Below are 17,674 nucleotides of genomic sequence, written 5' to 3'. Positions count from 1 at the left end.
CATTAAACTGCTAGTTTTTTAGAAATTTCTATATCTTGTTTTAATAATGAATTGATAATGTTGCTTAAAGAAACATCTTTATCTCTGTTTTTCAATTTTTGCATAAAAAAAGTTTTGACATCATCATCCAAATATATTGGGATATCTAATTCGTTGAGAGGTCTATAAAACTTGCCTTGTTCTGCATTTGTAAAATCGTACTCTTTTTTCATAATGGACACCTTTCATTATAAATTTTTTGTTCTTTTTTTGTAGCATTTCTAGCAGATATAATCCTAACTATTTCAATGCCATCTTTGTCTCTAAATGTATGAACTACAACTAGTAGAATTTCATTCAAAGATTTACCTAGCAATATCCATCTATCTTCATCTTCTGAATGTTCTTCATCGAAAAGAGTCAGAGAATAAGCATCGCTAAACACATAAGCAGCTTGTTCAAAAGATACTTCATGTTTTTTTATATTTGATTTTTCTTTTTTAGTATCCCATTCAAACTTCATAATGTTATTGTAGCGTAAAATAGTATTAATTAGCGTATGCAATAAATCATACAAAATAGGGTTTGTGTGAATTTATCTCTTAGCTCGTCCCTTGGGGATAATTTTAAAGCATTGCTTTTTGGTGGGCTTTTTTTGTTGAGTCTGGATTTATAAAAGTTGTGAAATAAACTTACTAAAATTATTATTGTATCGGCTTAAAAAACTCAGCGATATCTACATCAAAAAGCTTTGAAAGTTTCAAAAGGTGAAGCAAATTGAAGTGTTTTCCATGCTTATAATTTTCAGTATTTGCATAAAATCCAGATGACTTTTGCCCTATTGAAAGTGCTACTTCAAGTTGGCTTATACCTCTTTCATTTCTCATTCTCTTTACATTATATGATATTGTTCTAAAAAATTCTTCACTCTCTTTATCACTTACAATATCAGGTATATTAAACACTAGTATCATTCCTATAGATAATATTTCTATAAGTTTAGTTTGGATACTATTTTTTCACAATTATATATAGAAATCATTTCTATAGGAAGCAAGGTTGTTGTGAGAGAAAAGTTTGCCATCGGATTAGGTTGGATAATTGGTTTAGTTATTTTTGGTGGGTGGATGAGTATTATCGGTAATCCACATGTGATAGAAACATCAATAGGTTTGGTGATGGGAGTTTCTGCAGGACTTTGGATTTATTTTAAACTTAGTTCTAATAAATAAAGGGAAAAAATGAAGATTGTAAAATATAGTTTAATAATTGCTAGTGTGTATTTGTTAACTGGATGTGTAGCCACTGACCCATGCGTTAATAATCCGAATTGCATGTCAAATGCTGAAAAAGATGCATATTTTGAAAAAATAAGACAAAAAGAAAAAGATGAATCCAAATCTATGTCAATGTCTCTTGAGCAATATAGGGAATATAAAAAGCAAAAAGCAAAAGCAGAAGAGCAAGAAAGACTTGAACACTATGCAAGTTATGAAAAAAACTATTTATCTGAATATAATGATATTCTTAAAAATTCCCCTGAACACAAATCAACTTATATACAGCCAATGAACAAAAAAGAGACCTGTAAGGTTTGGATTGGTTATACCGAAGATAATAAATGGTTCAAAGAAGAATCATATAAAATATTTTGGGATGGTGGTTGTAAAAATGGGTATGCAGATGGGTTAGGTAGAGAAATTGAAAAAGATACTTTAAGGGATAAGTGGGGATTGGCTATATACAAAGATGGCAAACCTACATATTACATTGTAAATGATGTGCTTAGAAATAATATCTTTGAAGGTATTGATGATCAAAATACACAAATTTCTTATGGTATTCATACTCGGATAACTGAAAAGATGGGAGATATAGATTTAGTAAATATAGCAGGTGCAAAGAACGAAAATGATAAAGTTGCTTTATTGTTAAGAACATCTCCTTTTTGGAATGGAACATATCAATTAGCTAAAGCATATCCTAATTTTGAATATTTATATTTAAATCATGAAAATAATGATGAAGCCAAATATGACCTTCAGTTCTTTTTAACTGATCATAAAAACAGAAATGGTTGGGCAATAGAAAAATTAAAAAATAATGATAAATTACTTACTGGTGAATATGTAAATAATAAAGGACAATTAGTAGATTTACCATCAAGTTATAATACTAAAGCAGATGAAATTATAAAAGAAATTAATGGAGCTCAACAAAAAGCATATCAAGCACAAGAACAGGCTCAGCTAGTTAAAAAACAGTATATGAAAAAGATATGTAAAGATACTGTCAAAGTTGACTTCATGGATAATGAGAATTATAAATTGATTTGCAACAACTATCAAAGAGAGAAAGAACTTTTTACTAAAATCAATGATAAACTAGAAAGATTAACAAAAGAAAAAATTGCTAGACTTGAACAACAAAGATATACAGCTCAACAACAAAAAGAGGAACAATACAGACAACAACAATTAGCTATTGAAAGACAAAAAATGGAAGCACAACAGGCACAAGCTAAGGCAGCTCGAGATGTAGCAGACGAAGCAAGTATGGCAAATTTTCAAAATTCTTTGAATAACCTAAACCAACAGCTTCAAAACAATAAACCAAAATTTTATAATGTGACGCCTACTTTTGGCGGTGGCTATAATATTATGGGATACTAAATTTGAATTAGACAAATTAGACGCACCCTTTATGTGTAAGTTTATATACACATGCAGAGAGTGTCTGTCTAACTGTCTAGCTCGCTAATTTATAGTAGTATGAATTTTCCTCAATCTGCTTTACTATAAATCCAGACTCAATTAAATCATCAAGTAACTCAACCCTTTCTTTACTTTTAAGAGTGCTAAAAGGTCTTGCTTTTTTCTCGTTCCATCCTCTCCCGAGGAGGAATGTTACCTTTAAAAATAGGTGCCAAAATTTACATTCCCTCACATCACAAACGCTATCCAAAGGTTCATACATGATATGCAAAACTCCACGACCTACATAAAACCCGTTGTCAATAAAATCTATTTCTCAAAAGTTGCAAGTTTAAATATGAGAGCAAATTACGCACTTGAACTTCAAAAAACAATCTATGAAAAAACAGCTTATCCGTCAAACAAAGGCGGATTTGAAAAGGCGTTTTTGGAGTATTTAGACACCGATAGCAAAGTTTTAAAGTTTATAAAAATACTTGAATTTAAACATGACTTTGCAACGATAAGTTATTTCAGAGATGACGGACTTATGGCTAGTTACTATCCTGATTTTATGGTTGAGACTGACTTACATGTACATTTGGTCGAGACAAAATCCGATAAAGATTTAAAAGATGTAAATGTCAAACAAAAGCAAAGAGCCACTCTTGATTTTGTAAGGCGGATAAATTCACTTGATGAAGAGCTAAGAGAAGGCAAAACTTGGAGTTACTTGCTTTTGGGAGAAACACAATTTTACAGCCTTCAAAAAAGCGGTGCGGACATAGATGACATTGCAAGAAGTGCAAAGATGAATGAGAGTACTTTTAGCGGAAGTCTGTTTGATACTTAGACCCCCGCATGATAGGCGGGATACTAAAAAAAGTGTTTAGCCTTTAATGCCATCAGCTCTAGGAGCCATTAAAAAGCTCTTAAACTGCTTTATATAGAGCATAAATGGAATGGTCCAAATTAGGGCAGAGAGCATATAGAGTGTGCTTGAATACTCCTCAAAATAAGGAATCAAGCCTCTTATAAGTGTCGCCACTACAATCAAACCTACCATTAAGTGCGTATAGATATTTGACGTTAGATGTCTTCCTGTATGTATCCAACCTATGATTATCATAACCATCATGTAAGCAAGACCATAACCACCGCTTGTAACAAAATGTCTAAAATGAGATATGTTTTGAATCTCACCGCTTAAAATTGCATAGCCCATAAGAGCATAACCAGCGCCAAGAAGTATAAAAATCAGGCTTAAATAGATGACGAATGGTTGATTGATAATTACTTTATCTTTTAGTATATAGTCACCAGTAATGCCTAAAATCCCAGCTCCAGCAGCAAAACCAAGCCATCCAAGAGCTGAGTTGTTTGGGTATAAAAACTCCACAATTGTAAACGCCATAACGCTAAAGATGGCAAGGTTTGTAACAGGAGGACGGGCGATATATACATCATCTATACCTTTATCTTCCATAAGTTCATTTACCGCTTCCATGTTTACACGTCGCATAGCAAGAAGTATCAAGATAACACTAGCACCAAGTGCAACTTTTAGTATATCCATCGCAGGAGTTGTAGCATGTCCAGCCATTGAAGCGAAAAACCACGCTTCTATGATGAGCAGAGCTAACATGGTGTATCCAAGTGAAGCGTGTCTTTGAAGCTTGTCAAGTACAGCATCTTTTGCAAACCAGATAAGCCATCCAAGCATAGCCAGGTTTAGTATGGCTGCAAGATAAACACCAGTTACATCTATAAACCAAAAGCTAACTCGTCCAGCAATCCATAAAATCATCACATTCTTGAGTTTTTTTCCGATGATAGGAACAAAACCAGGAAAAAGTTCAGGAAGTCCAGTCGTTAAAAACGCCATAGTCCCAGCTGTGAGTATTCCAAAAATCATCTCATAAACGTGCCAGACTAAGACATTTTCCATGAAAGGGATATTTAAAACTCCACTCCAAACAAGTCCCCATAAAATCATAGAGATTATCATGTACGGTGCAAGAAGCAGAAATATAGGTCTAAAACCATACGCTAGATACGCAGGAACATCCTTCTCATCAGGGTAGTATAGATAGTGGTTTGTTGCGCGTAATTGTTGCTCTTTTTCTTCTACATGACTCATGATTTTAGCTCCAGCTCAAATGTACTTATTATCTCGCTATCTTGTAGTATCTCGGCACTTTTGCCATAAACATACTTATCGTCTCTTTGATTTTGTACTATATCAAATCTAAATTTTTTGACAATATGCCCTGGGTCTGCCTTTAAAAGCAACATCTCATCACTTAGGCGGATAGCCTCCATCAAGTCGTGAGTGATGAAGAGAACGCTTAACTCTTTTTTACTTATCATATCTATCAAAACGCTCTGAAGCTCTTTTTTGAGCCCAATATCAAGCGCAGAGAAAGGCTCATCTAAAAACAGTAGCGATGGTTTTGTAACTAACGCTCTTGCAAAGGAAACTCTCTGCTTCATACCACCGCTCAAATCTTTTGGAAATTTATCAAAATCATCTTCATCAAGCCCAAATTTTAGGGCAATTGCCTGAGATTTTTTTATAGCTTCACTCTTTTTCTCGCCTTTTGCAATAAGAGCTAAAGCGATATTGTCAATCACATTTTTCCATGGAAGAAGGCGCGCTTCTTGAAAAGCAAACGCACTGCTTGAAAATGTATTTGTTACACTTCCCTCTTCGACATCAAGCAAGTCAGCGCAAAGGTGCATAAGTGTTGTTTTACCGCCTCCACTTGGTCCGACTATCGAGAGAACCTTGCCTTTGTTTAATGTGAAGTTTATATCGTGTAGTATTTTAGTGAAGCCAAAACTGTGGTTTAGCCCCTTAACTTCTAATCTCTCCATAACTCAACCTCTCGCTTTATAGGCTCTAAGATGATGTACTCTATAAACATAAGTGAGCCAATCATGATGCTCACAATCGCTAGAGCAGTTGGAGTGTCAAGCTGACTTCTAGCAGTTGCCAAAGATGCGCCTATGCCATCACTTGTTGCTAAGAGTTCAGCCATGATAACTATCTTCCACGCCATTCCAAGCGCACTAACCCATGCAGGAAATACATAAGAGAAGATATGTGGAAAATAGACATCAAGAAATTTCATGTGCCATGGAAAGTTAAAGCTCTTAGCCATCTCTTTTAAATCCCCATCAAGCGTTCGTGTTCCTTGAAGCGCACCAACAAAAATGATAGGAAAAGATGCAACAATAACTGTAAATATAACGGTTTCATCGCCCATTCCAAACCATATCATTGCCAAAACTATCCAAGCAATCGGAGGCATACCAACAAGTATTGTCACAATTGGTCGGCTCATCATGGAAGCTGTTGCAAAAAACCCAGCTAAAAGCCCAAGCGCAGTTCCAAAAAGAAGAGAAATCCCAAAGCCAACAGATGAGCGATAAAGAGTTGTTTTTATCTCAGCTATAACACTATCATCATTTAGCATTGCGTGAAGTGTTTTAAAAGTCTCCAATGGAGATGGGAGTACTAAATCGCCATAGACTTGATTACCCATATCCCAAAGAGCGATAAAAAGAAGGATAGAAGAAATTGCTCCCCAACCACTCCAAAGAAATGCAGGAAAATCTTTTAAAATCTTAAGTGCAAATTTCATCTACTTAACCTTGTAGTAAAAATCATCATTTGGCAGTTTATCGCCTATACTCTTTGGATCTTCCTCCTTTAAGACATTAAAGAAAAACTCCAAATCTTTTTTGGCTTCACTCGCTGTTACGTTTTTAATTCTTACATGTGAGATAGAGTCGCTCACTGCATCTTCATTTAAAAGGTCAATCTTTTTTGCAACAAGCTTCCCTGCTTCTTTAGGGTTTGCTTTGTACCACTCTAGAGATTTTGCATACTCTTCTTGAAATCTTTTTATGAGGTGCTCATCTTTTATATGCCCCATAACAGCGATACCTGCTTGAGGGATATCTCCAGAGTTACCAAAAACTTCTCCCCACTCCTTTTGTAAATCAACACTTCTAAACAAATCAGGTGCAACTAGGCTGATGGGAAATGATTTTGTTTTTCTAAGCGCCATTGAAATTGCTGGTTCAGCTAGAAGTGAGTGATCTACTCTTCTCATGATAAGCATTTGCATGGCGTCTATTGGGTTTGCAACATAGACTAGCTCAAAATCTTTTTGTGGGTCTAAACCCTCTTTTTTAAGAAGTTTTTTAAAGACTATGTCTGGCATATCTGCGCGAAATGGAACAGCTATCTTTTTGCCTTTAAAATCTTTAAGGGATTTGAGTGAATCATCTCGGCTAATCATCCCTAAAATACCCCAAACAGAGACATTGAGAAGTTTTATGTCAACGTCTTTGTTATTTAAAATCGCTGCAGTATTTGTAGGGATTGCCACAAAATCAACATTGCCTCTAATCGTCATGGCACGAAGTTCATCTGGGTTTTTCCAGAGTTTAAATTCAACTTTATCAGCAACATCTGCAAGTGCATTTGTCTCTATCATGTGAAGTATGGGATGGGAAACCGTAGCAAAAGGTCCAGAGACTACAAGTTTTTTTACCTTTGCCTCCAAGGTTCCTACCATTAAGAGCGAGAGTAAAATAAGTGAATAGATAAAACTTTTCATAAGATTTTTCCTTTATTAAAGTAATATGATATATTACCAATAATGATATTAATTATCATTGATTATAATCAAGATTAAAAGAGATACCCAAATCTTACAATAAATCTCTCTTTTTCGAGTGGCTGATACTCTTCTAAATCGTAATGTGCCAAAAATGAGACACCAACACCTATATGGATTTTAGGTTTTGAAAATGGTAAAAACTCTATTTGCGGAGTCACATAAGCTGCTGTTCCGCTAAAAGCTTTAAATGGAAGCATAGAGCGAAGCGGTGCATTTGTGTCTTTCCCCATATCTGTTTTTGTATTGTGTTTTATATTGTACTCAACACCTATGTTAAATTGGCTTGTGATAGCTTTTGTAGTTGAGAGATTAAGCGCTATCTCATCACCAAAATCGTAGTTGTTATGAGCTTTTGGTCTGTGAGTGTACATAGTATGTGCATCTATCTCCCAACTCTCGCTAAGCATCTTTGTAACTCCAAGCCCTATCATGTACTCAAACTCTCCCGTCCCCATCTGTGTAGGAAGAGGAGTGTTAACGCCATTTGCAACAACAGGAGCCGTTTTAAATGAGCCGTTTGTAGCGCCTGTTGGGAGTTTTAAGCCTACATCTAAAGAGAGTTGATAATCTGCATCACTCATTGAGACTAAAACGTGTCTTGCCGCTAAGACAATATCGCCTAAACCTTGGTTGTCTATGGCAACGTTATTATTGCCTAATCTTGCTGTTGCTTCAATGTTTTTATAAGGGATAATTGTGCTGATGGTTGTTTTGCTTGAGAGTCCATAACTCAAAGCGACTGTAGTTATGTTTGCTGTTGCATTAAGATTTTCTCTGTTTTGTACTTCGCTTGCTCCATTAAACATACTCTCTCTATCAAAATTAATATGTGTAATCCCCATCTTTAACTTCCCCTCTGGCAGAGCTAAAGCGCCACCTTTAGCGTTTATAGCGGGCAATACATCTGCACTTAATAGAATAGGAGCTATTAAAAGTGACCTTATAAATATTTTTTTCATTCTTACTTTCCTTTTTTATGAATGATATTCATTATCAATGCGGAAGTGTAGTAGAAAGCATCTTAATTAAATATAAATATCAATAATTATTATCAACATAATTTCTTTAAGAAGATTTTGATAGAATTTTGCCCATGAAAAAAGAGCAATATATAAAAGCAGTAGAGCTTCTAAACCTCTACTCTTACCACTATTATGTCCTAGATGATGCAATCACAACTGATGAAGTTTATGATAAGCTTTACCATGAGGTTTTAGAGTATGAAGAGAGTCATAAAGAAGATATCTTAAAAAACTCTCCGACTCAAAGAGTAGGGGACACGGTCTCTGAGGGATTTTCAAAAGCCCCTCATCTAAGCCGTATGTGGAGTTTGGAAGATGTTTTTGACTCCGATGGTTTGCAAAAGTGGCTTATAAAAACTTATAAACTAGATAGTAATATCTCATTTTACTGTGAGCCGAAGTATGACGGTGCGAGTTTGAATCTTATCTATGAAAATGGTGAACTCTCTCAAGCAATAACACGCGGTGACGGAGAAGTAGGCGAGCTAATAACCCAAAATGTAAAAACTATCCGCTCAGTTCCTCTTAGCATAGAGCATAAAGAAAAAATCGAGATTCGCGGCGAAGTAGTAATTTTTAAAGATGAGTTTGAAAAAATAAACCAAACGAGACTAAAAGATGGCGAAGCACTTTTTGCAAACCCTAGAAATGCCGCTGCGGGAAGCCTTAGACAGCTTGATTCAAGCATAACAGCCTCAAGAAACTTAGTTTTTTTACCTTATGGAGTTGGAGAAAATTTTCTTGAACATAAACTATTAAGTCAAAAGATGGAGTATATTTATTCACTAGGTTTTAAAAAACCGCCGTTTTGTGCTACATGTAAAGATTTCAACGAGATAGAAGCGGTGTATCAAGAGATGAGTAGAAATAGAGATAGTTATCCTATGATGCTTGATGGAATGGTTGTAAAAGTAGATGAGATAGCCGCACAGATAGATATGGGCTACACTGTTAAAAATCCCCGTTTTTCAGTTGCATATAAGTTTCCAGCAGTTGAGAAGATAACCACCATAAAAGAGATTATTCTTCAAGTTGGACGAACTGGTGCGGTCACTCCAGTGGCAATTGTAGAGCCGACAAACATTGATGGTGTAGTTGTTGAGAGAGCAACTTTACATAATTTTGATGAGATACAGAGAAAAGATATTCGCATAAACGATCATGTTATCATCCTTAGAAGCGGCGATGTAATTCCTAAAATCATAAAAGTTTTAACACATGAGAGAGACGGGAGCGAAGTAGAGTATAAGCGACCGACAATTTGCCCAGTATGTGAGAGTGAGCTTTTAGATGAGGGCGTACTTTTAAAGTGTCAAAATCTTACATGTGAAGCAAGAGTTATCAACTCAATCATCTATTTTGCTTCAAAGCCATGTCTAAATATCGACGGCTTAGGAGTTAAAATAGTTGAGGCTCTTTTTAACTCAGGGCTTGTTAAAAGTGTTGTTGATTTGTTTGATTTGACACTTGAGAAACTCTTAACACTAGAGGGTTTCAAGGAGAAAAAAGCTCAAAACCTGCTTGATGCGCTTGGTAGTGCAAAAGGGTGTGAGTATTGGAGATTTGTAAACTCTCTTGGGATTGAGCATATCGGAGAGGTTGCATCTAAAACTCTAAGTGCAAAATTTGGAAGCGGTTTTATAGACGCTACAAAAGATGAGATAGTCGCATGTGATGGCGTAGGCGAAGAGATGGCGGAGTCACTTTTAGAGTTTATCAGAGTAAACAGAGAAACTATCCTAAAACTCCAAAATATACTAAAACCGCTTGAACCATTGCAAAGGCAAGAGGCGAAAGAGAACCCATTTAAGGGCAAAAGCGTAGTTCTTACTGGAAGTATGAGCGAGTCAAGAGATATGATAAAAGAGATGCTAGAGTCTTTGGGTGCAAAGGTAGTATCGAGCGTAAGTAAGAAAACTGATTTCGTAATTTATGGCGAAGATGCAGGAAGCAAATATGACAAAGCTATGGATTTGGGCGTTGAGTGTTTAAATGAAGATGAGATGAGGAGCAAAATTGAGCAGGCTTGATAACTATCTGGTAGAAAATGGACAATGCGAGAGTAGAAACAAAGCGCAAAACATCATAAAAGAGGGACTTGTAAGCGTAAACGGCGAGCAGATAATCAAGAGTTCGTATGCCCTAAAAAGTAGCGATAAAGTTGTAGTAAAAGAGCATAAAGAGTATGTCTCCCGCGCAGCTTTTAAGCTTAGTGCTTTTTTAGGCGAGTTGTCTCTTAATCTAAAAGATAAAACAGCCCTTGACATCGGCTCTTCAACTGGTGGTTTTACGCAGGTTTTACTAGAAGAGGGTGCAAAAGAAGTAACCGCTGTAGATGTTGGACGTGAGCAGTTACATGTAAGCCTAAAAAATGATGCAAGAGTCCACTCTTACGAGGAGTGCGACATAAGAGAGTTTAAGAGTGATAAGAGTTTTGACATAGTTGTAAGTGATGTCGCTTTTATCTCTCTGCTATATATTTTAGATGATGTAGATAGACTCTCGCATGACAAAATTATTCTGCTCTTTAAACCACAGTTTGAAGTAGGACGAGAAGCAAAAAGAGACAAAAACGGTGTAGTAACGGATGAGAAAGCAATACTTCAAGCGATGATAAAGTTTGAAGATACATGTAAGTTAAAGGATTGGAAATTGCTTAAAAAATCTCCGTCAAAGATTACTGGCAAAGAGGGAAATCTGGAATACTGTTACCTTTTTGAGAAGTAAAAGATAACAAATTACAATACTTTAAAGTTGCTTAGATTATAGATGTGTAAGACCTTAAAGCCATAACTCGCTATTAATTGGATAAAATCACAAACTTATTTTTTTGAAAAAGGAGACTTCATGGATTATTTTAAAACGAAACTTCATGAACTTCTATTAAAGAGAGAGTGGAATACTCTAAGGCATTTACTAGCCCGCAATGACTCTTTTGAATTAGCAAATCTTATCGAAGAGATAGATGATGAGAGTGAGATAATAGTAATAAGATTGCTCTCAAGAGCACAAACAAAAGAGGTATTTTGTCTCCTCTCTTATGAAAAACAGCTTCAGATTATAAAAAAACTAGCACAAAGTAGCCATAAACTCTCTATTTTGTTAAATGACATGGAGCCAGATGATAGGACTGCTTTTTTTGAGGAGCTTCCAGAGGAGATAACACAAAAACTCATAAAAACTCTCTCATCTAAAGAGCAAGCCATAACAATTCAACTGCTTGAGTATCCAGAGGATAGTATCGGAAGGTTGATGACCCCCGAATATGTCGCTGTAAAATCTGAACACACTGTTGAAGAGGCTTTTGCGCATATTAGAAAATATGGTAGAGACTCTGAGACTTTAAATGTTATTTACGTTGTGGATGATGAGCGAAAACTCATAGATGATATTCGTATAAAAGAGTTGATATTAGCTCTGCCTACACAGAGAGTTGAAGAACTTCTTGATTATAGATTTATCGCACTCAATGCTATGGATGATCAAGAAAAAGCTATCTCGACTTTTCAAGATTATGACAGAGTTGCACTTCCTGTTTTAAATAGTGATGGTGTCCTTGTCGGGATAGTATCAATCGATGATATTATGGACGTTGTAGAAGAGGAATCTACTGAAGACTTTCATAAGTTTGGTTCTTTTTCAGAGGCAATAAGTAATCCACTTAAAGAGAAAGTATTTAATTTATACAAAAAACGTATTCTTTGGCTTGTCGCACTTGTTTTTATGAATATTTTTTCAGGTGAAGCGTTGTCAAATTTTGAGACACTTATCCAGTCTATGGTATCTTTGGTTTTCTTCTTGCCACTACTCATAGATAGCGGAGGAAATGCAGGCTCACAATCAGCTACTCTAATGATACGCTCTTTAGCTATAGGTGATGTAAAAATTAATGACTGGTACAAACTTATAGCAAAAGAGGTAGGGGTGGCACTTTTATTAGGTCTCACTATGGCTTTAGCAGTTGGTTTAGTTGCAAGTTTTAGAGCCCCTGAAATAGCGTTAGTAGTCTCTATGACAATGGTAATTGTAGTTTTAAACGGAAGTCTCATTGGTATGCTTTTACCATTCTTATTTACAAAACTAAAGTTAGACCCAGCGACAGCGAGTGCTCCGCTTGTTACATCCATAGCAGATATTAGTGGAGTTATAATCTATTTTTCTATAGCATCATGGTATTTTGGAATAGTCTGAGAATGAGTACATGTAGGTATGAACTAATCATCTATAACTTAAAAAAAGGAGTAGTAGTTTGACAGATATAAGAAACTCTACAGCAATCGCCATTGGCGGTTTTGATGGAATGCACATAGGACATCAGCAGCTCTTTAGAGCGCTTGATGAAAAAAGTACTATTGTAGTGATTGAGACAGGTTATGCAAATCTTACTCCAAAGAGAGAGAGGGAGTCTTTCTCCCATTATCCCCTACTTTATCTTGAACTTAATGAGATTCGCCATTTAAATGGAGAGGAATTTATAGCTTTTTTAAAAGATAAATTTCCAAAACTTCAAAAAATAGTAGTTGGTTACGATTTTCACTTTGGAAAAGATAGAAAATATTCGTTTAATAATTTAAAAGAGCTCTTTGATAACGAGGTGGTAGTGGTTAATGAGGTAACTCTTCATGGAGATTCTGTACATTCACATAAGATTAGAGCAAAACTTCAAATAGGTGATATTGTGGGAGCAAATGCTTTTTTAGGGCATAATTACACTATCAAAGGTACTTTAGTCTCTGGGCAGGGAATAGGCAAAAAAGAGTTGGTTGCTACAATAAATCTAGAAGCCAAAGAGTATCTGATGCCAAAAGAGGGTGTTTATGTGACACTGACACGCATTGATGATGAGGAGCATTTTCACCCTTCCGTTTCGTTTGTAGGTCATAGAATCACAACTGATGGTAGTTTTGCGCTAGAGAGCCATATATTAGATGGCGAAGTTATCTGCAAAGAGAGAGCTACTATAAGTTTTGTCTCATTTATCAGAGAAAATAGGAAGTTTGACTCACTAGATGAGTTAAAAAAAGCGATACACAAAGATATCGCCACTGCTTCAAAGGAGCTAAAATTTCTACAATTATAAAAGAGTTAGATAGAGAGTATCTACTAAGCACACAAGATATAGATTTTAAGTTTTATCAAAATGAGAGAGATTTTAGAGTCGATGAAATTGCTAAAGAGGAGTTTTTAGGCAAAGGAAATTATCTCATCTTACATGTACAAAAAATTGAGATAACAACTTGGGATATGATAGCTGTCTTTGCAGAACTCCTAGAACTCCCTGCACAAAAGATAGGTTACGCTGGACTTAAAGACAAACATGCAACAACTACTCAGTACATCTCAGTAGAGTCAAAATATGAGCCACTACTTAAAAATTTTCAACATAAAAATATAAAAATTTTAGAAAAAACAAGACATTCACACTCTATTAGAATGGGCGACTTAAAAGGCAATAGATTTAGTATAAATCTTTATGATGTTGATCTTATGGACGCTGGCAAAATAGAGAAAGTTGCTAGAAAGATAGCAAAAAATGGGCTTCCAAACTACTTTGGTTATCAGAGATTTGGACGAGATGAGGGAAGCGTTGCACAAGCAAAAGATATGCTAAAGGGAGAGGTCTTTATCGAAGATTCAAAGATAAAGAGCTTTTTGATTTCGGTATATCAAAGCCACTACTTTAATGAGTGGTTAAGAGAGAGAATTATTTTAAGCAGAGAAAAAAACAACAGTGAATTCTTACTTTTGAGCGGAGATGTTTTACTTTCAAAAGATGGCAAACTCTCAACCCCAAAGATAGTTCCAACTAAAGAGTTTGCTCAAAATAAAGTAGTTCCAACTGGTCTTTTATGCGGTAGAGATACCTTTCGTGCTAAGTATGAGGCAAGAGAGATAGAAGAGAGGTTTGATGATGAGTTCTTGCAAGAGAAGGGGCAAAGAAGAGAAGCTCTTATTTATCCAAGCAATATTGAGTGTAAATTTGTAAAAAAAGAGACTATGCTAACTCTCTCTTTTTCTTTACCAAAAGGCTCTTACGCAACTGTATTTTTAGAGAGTATCGCAGGAAAAAACTACACTGCAAAAGATGTAAAACAGGACAAAAGTAAAAAAAAGAGATAAAAAACTTATTTTATTATAAAAGTTTAATCCTAATTTTACTATAATCACACAATTTTTACGAGACAGGGAGTACACCTATGGGTGAATTGTTCACATTTTTCGGTCTAATTTCTCACGATAAGACTTTTATCTATATGACACACATGTTACTAGCGGCTGGTATTGCACTGATGCTAGTTAAAATGGCTATGTCAAATCTAAAAGTAGTTCCAACTGGAACTCAAAATGTAATGGAAGCGTATATTTCTGGTGTTCTTAAAATGGGAACGGATGTTATGGGGCAAGAAGCTGCTCGTCGTTACCTTCCACTTGTTGCAACTATTGGTCTTTTTGTTGGTATTGCTAACTTAATCGGAGTTGTTCCAGGTTTTGAGGCTCCAACTGCATTTTTAGAGTTTGCATTTACACTTGCACTTTCCGTGTTTATTTACTATAACTATGAGGGTATTCGCCGTCAAGGTGTTGTTAAGTATTTCAAACATTTCTTAGGTCCTGTTTGGTGGTTATATTGGTTAATGTTTCCAATCGAGATAGTTTCTCACTTCTCACGTTTAGTTTCACTAAGTTTTCGTCTTTTTGGAAATGTTAAAGGTGATGACATGTTCTTGATGGTTATCTTGATGCTTGCTCCTTGGGTTCTACCTATGATTCCATACGCACTTCTTACATTTATGGCATTTTTACAAGCGTTTATTTTTATGATGCTTACTTATGTTTACCTTGGTAGTGCTATAGCTGTTGAAGAACACTAAAAATACTTCTAATGCAAAAAGAAAAATTCGATAGAATTATCAGCTTTTTGCTTGGAGCATCATGGGCAATAGTCATTTTTGGTGCTCTTATAACCTTTCAAATCTTTCTTTTTCTAGGCTTATCACTAGCTCTTTTTATAACAATGGCTTTTATAGTTATTTCACTATTTTTAATTTTAGCATTAGACGCTTTTGCGATAAACAGAGAAAAGTATTATGAGATGAAAAAACAGAGCATATTACTTGAAAAAATCTACTCTAAAGATACAAAATAGCTTTGAGTAGTAAACAACTCTCACTTCTCTTCACACTTCTACTAGCAATTTTATATCTCTTTTTTGAAAATGAGTTAACCCTAAATCAACAAGACAATAACGTTAAAAAAGATGAAAAATATTATCAGACAAAAATGTGTCAAGAGCTTAAGGGCAAGATAGAGTATGTGCTTGCTGATAAAACAAGAGTTGATTGTTTGACTAATGAGTACGCCATTGAGGTTGATTTTGCAAAGAAATGGGCAGAGGCGATAGGACAGTCACTCTACTATGCGCAGATGACTGGTAAAAAGCCAGCTATTGGATTTATAGTTGGAGATGGTGATGAGAGATATCTTAAGAGAGTAGAGAGTGTTGCAGAGAAATTTGATATAAAAATTATTATTTTAGAGAAGTAGTAGCCCTGTTTTTGCAAAAATTATCTCTAAGCGTTATGAGTAACTACTTTATTGCGACCGCTATTTTTTGCTCTGTATAGTGCTTTATCGGCGTTATCGATAAGTGATTGGATATCATCATCTTCACTGCAAGATGCTACTCCAAAACTTGCTGTTTTTTTGCCAACTGTTGTAAAAGTAAACTCCTCTATCTTGCTTCTTAAGTGATTAGCCAAAGAGAGAGCTCCATCTTGATCTGTTTGCGGAGATACGATTATAAACTCTTCACCGCCCCATCTGCCAACATTGTCAGTATCTCTAACATTACTCTTAAGAAGAGCAGAAAACTCCTTTAGAGTCAAATCTCCAGCAAGATGACCATAAGTGTCGTTAACGAGTTTAAATAGGTCTATATCAATCATAATAACGGAACATACATATCCATATCTTTTCTGTTTTTTTAACTCTATATCTATTATTTCATCAATTTTAACCCTATTATATACACCAGTAAGCTGATCTGTGATATATAATCTCTCTAGCTCTTTTTTTGCTTCAGAGAGCTCTTCATGACTTTTATGTAGTTTATTTATAAATACATTTATTGATTTTATTATTTGACCAAGTTCATCATAGGAGACAATGCAGAGTCTTTTTTCAAAGTCAACATCACCACTTGCAATCTCTTTTGAATCTTTGACTATGGTGTTTATTTTGTATTTAATATCTCTATAGACTATAACAATAATAAGTGTAGATAGTATAAACCACACAAGAAAAATAAGGTTTCCATTGAGCAATAAAAAAGTTGTACTTTCATAGATAAAATTAACGCTAGTTGCAATATCTTGCTTTATTTTTAGTTTTATATTTTTTAGTGATGTATCAAGTGCCTTATAATTTTCAATCACTTTTTTTGTATCACTCTCTATATTTCTGTAGTTGTTATCTGTTTCGATAATTTTTTGAGAAACATCTCTGGCTACTTTATAGTAAGCATCTAGAGCTTTAATGGCTTCTTGAGCATCTTTTTGATAACTGCTTTGAAAAAATTTATGGAGATTTTCTCTTATCTCTTCTATATGAATCTCTGCAGAATCTATCCACTCTATCTCTTTTGCTGCGATAGCACTATTTATATCATTTACTGCTTTTTCAAGTAAAAAGATGTTTTTGTATGCCGTCTCTTGTAGCGGATTTAACTCTTTATTGAACTCTTTTACTGAATTATTAATATTGTTCATGCTAAAAAATGCAAAGATATAAAAGGGCAATACAAGCAGAAGACCTAATGCAGGTGCAAGCAGAAACTTTTTAAGAAGAGAGAGTGAGCGATAGATATAGAGAAGCTTTTTAATTTTCCTCATAAATGATTTTCCACTCCTCTCTTAAATCTTTTTTATCAATATAAGCTATGGTGTTTAGCTCTTTTAACTTTGAAATAACCTCTTGCCACCCCAATCTTTTTGCTATGGGTTTTCTCCCCGTAAAAACTAATCTAGCCCAGTAACTATTATATTGAGATTCACTTTTACACAAGATGGTATTACAAAATTTGCTGTGTAGATTTTTATCATCTGATATAATTGGTTTTACTTTAATATCTTCAACTTTATCTATTTTTGCCAAATAAATATACTGAATAATCTCTTTTGGAATTGTGTTAAGCTCTGAGTTTTTATTTGTAACGACTACCAATTGTGCACTTAAGAGATAGATGCTAAAGAGTAGTGAGAAAATAATTTTCATTCTTTAAGCTCTC

22 protein-coding genes are annotated in these 17,674 nt (G+C 34.9%); 11 read left to right on the top strand and 11 right to left on the bottom strand.

The features are described from left to right. Window positions 1-2: 2 nt before the first annotated feature. The 3 genes from SUDEN_RS07085 to SUDEN_RS07075 form a co-directional block, all read right to left on the bottom strand. Window positions 3-212: a hypothetical protein gene (locus SUDEN_RS07085; RefSeq protein WP_041672275.1), complete on the bottom strand. Its 210-nt coding sequence runs from the start codon at window positions 210-212 to the stop codon at window positions 3-5. After that, entirely contained in the window at window positions 209-502 is a 294-nt protein-coding gene (locus SUDEN_RS07080; RefSeq protein WP_011372983.1) for a BrnT family toxin, read from the bottom strand. The genes SUDEN_RS07085 and SUDEN_RS07080 overlap by 4 nt, the downstream gene beginning before the upstream one ends. Before the next feature lie 181 nt (window positions 503-683). Beyond that, complete coding sequence (locus SUDEN_RS07075; protein ID WP_011372982.1) at window positions 684-953, bottom strand: helix-turn-helix domain-containing protein; 270 nt, start codon at window positions 951-953, stop codon at window positions 684-686. Between the two features lie 30 nt (window positions 954-983). Between SUDEN_RS07075 and SUDEN_RS07070 the strand changes: the two genes are divergently transcribed. Further along, window positions 984-1,211: a hypothetical protein gene (locus tag SUDEN_RS07070; RefSeq protein ID WP_041672274.1), complete on the top strand. Its 228-nt coding sequence runs from the start codon at window positions 984-986 to the stop codon at window positions 1,209-1,211. A 9-nt stretch (window positions 1,212-1,220) separates the two neighbouring features. Further along, window positions 1,221-2,651, top strand: coding sequence for a hypothetical protein (locus SUDEN_RS07065; protein ID WP_011372981.1), 1,431 nt, complete (start codon window positions 1,221-1,223; stop codon window positions 2,649-2,651). A gap of 76 nt (window positions 2,652-2,727) precedes the next feature. Here the strand turns inward: SUDEN_RS07065 and SUDEN_RS07060 are convergent, their stop codons facing one another. After that, a complete protein-coding gene (locus SUDEN_RS07060; RefSeq protein WP_041672273.1) occupies window positions 2,728-2,955 on the bottom strand; it encodes a hypothetical protein in 228 nt (75 codons plus the stop codon). Between the two features lie 3 nt (window positions 2,956-2,958). Here SUDEN_RS07060 and SUDEN_RS07055 point away from each other — a divergent pair, with 3 nt between their 5' ends. After that, window positions 2,959-3,525, top strand: a complete 567-nt coding sequence (locus SUDEN_RS07055) for a hypothetical protein (RefSeq protein ID WP_011372980.1) — start codon at window positions 2,959-2,961, stop codon at window positions 3,523-3,525. A gap of 36 nt (window positions 3,526-3,561) precedes the next feature. On the opposite strand, the gene SUDEN_RS07050 is transcribed toward SUDEN_RS07055, so the two are convergent. The 5 genes from SUDEN_RS07050 to SUDEN_RS07030 form a co-directional block, all read right to left on the bottom strand. Then, a complete protein-coding gene (locus SUDEN_RS07050) occupies window positions 3,562-4,812 on the bottom strand; it encodes an NnrS family protein (RefSeq protein WP_011372979.1) in 1,251 nt (416 codons plus the stop codon). Then, complete coding sequence (locus SUDEN_RS07045; protein WP_011372978.1) at window positions 4,809-5,549, bottom strand: ABC transporter ATP-binding protein; 741 nt, start codon at window positions 5,547-5,549, stop codon at window positions 4,809-4,811. Before SUDEN_RS07045 ends, SUDEN_RS07050 begins: the two co-directional genes overlap by 4 nt. Further along, a complete protein-coding gene (locus SUDEN_RS07040) occupies window positions 5,537-6,319 on the bottom strand; it encodes an ABC transporter permease (protein WP_011372977.1) in 783 nt (260 codons plus the stop codon). The genes SUDEN_RS07045 and SUDEN_RS07040 overlap by 13 nt, the downstream gene beginning before the upstream one ends. Then, complete coding sequence (locus tag SUDEN_RS07035) at window positions 6,320-7,303, bottom strand: ABC transporter substrate-binding protein (RefSeq protein ID WP_011372976.1); 984 nt, start codon at window positions 7,301-7,303, stop codon at window positions 6,320-6,322. A gap of 74 nt (window positions 7,304-7,377) precedes the next feature. Next, window positions 7,378-8,325, bottom strand: coding sequence for a transporter (locus SUDEN_RS07030; protein ID WP_011372975.1), 948 nt, complete (start codon window positions 8,323-8,325; stop codon window positions 7,378-7,380). A 134-nt stretch (window positions 8,326-8,459) separates the two neighbouring features. Between SUDEN_RS07030 and ligA the strand changes: the two genes are divergently transcribed. The 8 genes from ligA to SUDEN_RS06990 all read left to right on the top strand — a co-directional run bounded on the left by ligA (window position 8,460) and on the right by SUDEN_RS06990 (window position 15,933). Then, window positions 8,460-10,418, top strand: coding sequence for an NAD-dependent DNA ligase LigA (gene ligA, locus SUDEN_RS07025; RefSeq protein WP_011372974.1), 1,959 nt, complete (start codon window positions 8,460-8,462; stop codon window positions 10,416-10,418). Next, window positions 10,405-11,115 carry a 23S rRNA (cytidine-2'-O)-methyltransferase TlyA gene (gene tlyA, locus SUDEN_RS07020; RefSeq protein ID WP_011372973.1) on the top strand — a complete coding sequence of 237 codons (711 nt, stop codon included), beginning with the start codon at window positions 10,405-10,407 and terminating at the stop codon, window positions 11,113-11,115. The genes ligA and tlyA overlap by 14 nt, the downstream gene beginning before the upstream one ends. Before the next feature lie 120 nt (window positions 11,116-11,235). After that, window positions 11,236-12,579, top strand: coding sequence for a magnesium transporter (gene mgtE, locus SUDEN_RS07015; RefSeq protein WP_011372972.1), 1,344 nt, complete (start codon window positions 11,236-11,238; stop codon window positions 12,577-12,579). A gap of 58 nt (window positions 12,580-12,637) precedes the next feature. Next, a complete protein-coding gene (locus SUDEN_RS07010) occupies window positions 12,638-13,468 on the top strand; it encodes a bifunctional riboflavin kinase/FAD synthetase (protein WP_011372971.1) in 831 nt (276 codons plus the stop codon). Next, the gene (locus SUDEN_RS07005; RefSeq protein WP_347360052.1) at window positions 13,453-14,508 is read left to right on the top strand and encodes a tRNA pseudouridine(13) synthase TruD; all 1,056 of its coding nucleotides are present in this window, start codon (window positions 13,453-13,455) and stop codon (window positions 14,506-14,508) included. The genes SUDEN_RS07010 and SUDEN_RS07005 overlap by 16 nt, the downstream gene beginning before the upstream one ends. A gap of 77 nt (window positions 14,509-14,585) precedes the next feature. Further along, window positions 14,586-15,260, top strand: a complete 675-nt coding sequence (locus SUDEN_RS07000; protein ID WP_011372969.1) for a F0F1 ATP synthase subunit A — start codon at window positions 14,586-14,588, stop codon at window positions 15,258-15,260. 11 nt (window positions 15,261-15,271) lie between these two features. Next, window positions 15,272-15,535 (top strand): hypothetical protein, encoded by a 264-nt coding sequence (locus SUDEN_RS06995; protein ID WP_011372968.1) that lies wholly within the window; start codon window positions 15,272-15,274, stop codon window positions 15,533-15,535. 2 nt (window positions 15,536-15,537) lie between these two features. Further along, window positions 15,538-15,933, top strand: coding sequence for a hypothetical protein (locus SUDEN_RS06990; RefSeq protein ID WP_011372967.1), 396 nt, complete (start codon window positions 15,538-15,540; stop codon window positions 15,931-15,933). 26 nt (window positions 15,934-15,959) lie between these two features. Here SUDEN_RS06990 and SUDEN_RS11090 read toward each other — a convergent pair whose 3' ends face one another. Continuing rightward, a complete protein-coding gene (locus SUDEN_RS11090; protein WP_011372966.1) occupies window positions 15,960-17,279 on the bottom strand; it encodes a diguanylate cyclase in 1,320 nt (439 codons plus the stop codon). Next, window positions 17,266-17,661, bottom strand: a complete 396-nt coding sequence (locus SUDEN_RS06980) for a hypothetical protein (RefSeq protein ID WP_011372965.1) — start codon at window positions 17,659-17,661, stop codon at window positions 17,266-17,268. The genes SUDEN_RS11090 and SUDEN_RS06980 overlap by 14 nt, the downstream gene beginning before the upstream one ends. Window positions 17,662-17,674 lie beyond the last annotated feature (13 nt).

The organism is Sulfurimonas denitrificans DSM 1251, assembly GCF_000012965.1.
Lineage (GTDB): Bacteria > Campylobacterota > Campylobacteria > Campylobacterales > Sulfurimonadaceae > Sulfurimonas > Sulfurimonas denitrificans.
This window is presented reverse-complemented; position numbering and strand designations above follow the sequence as displayed.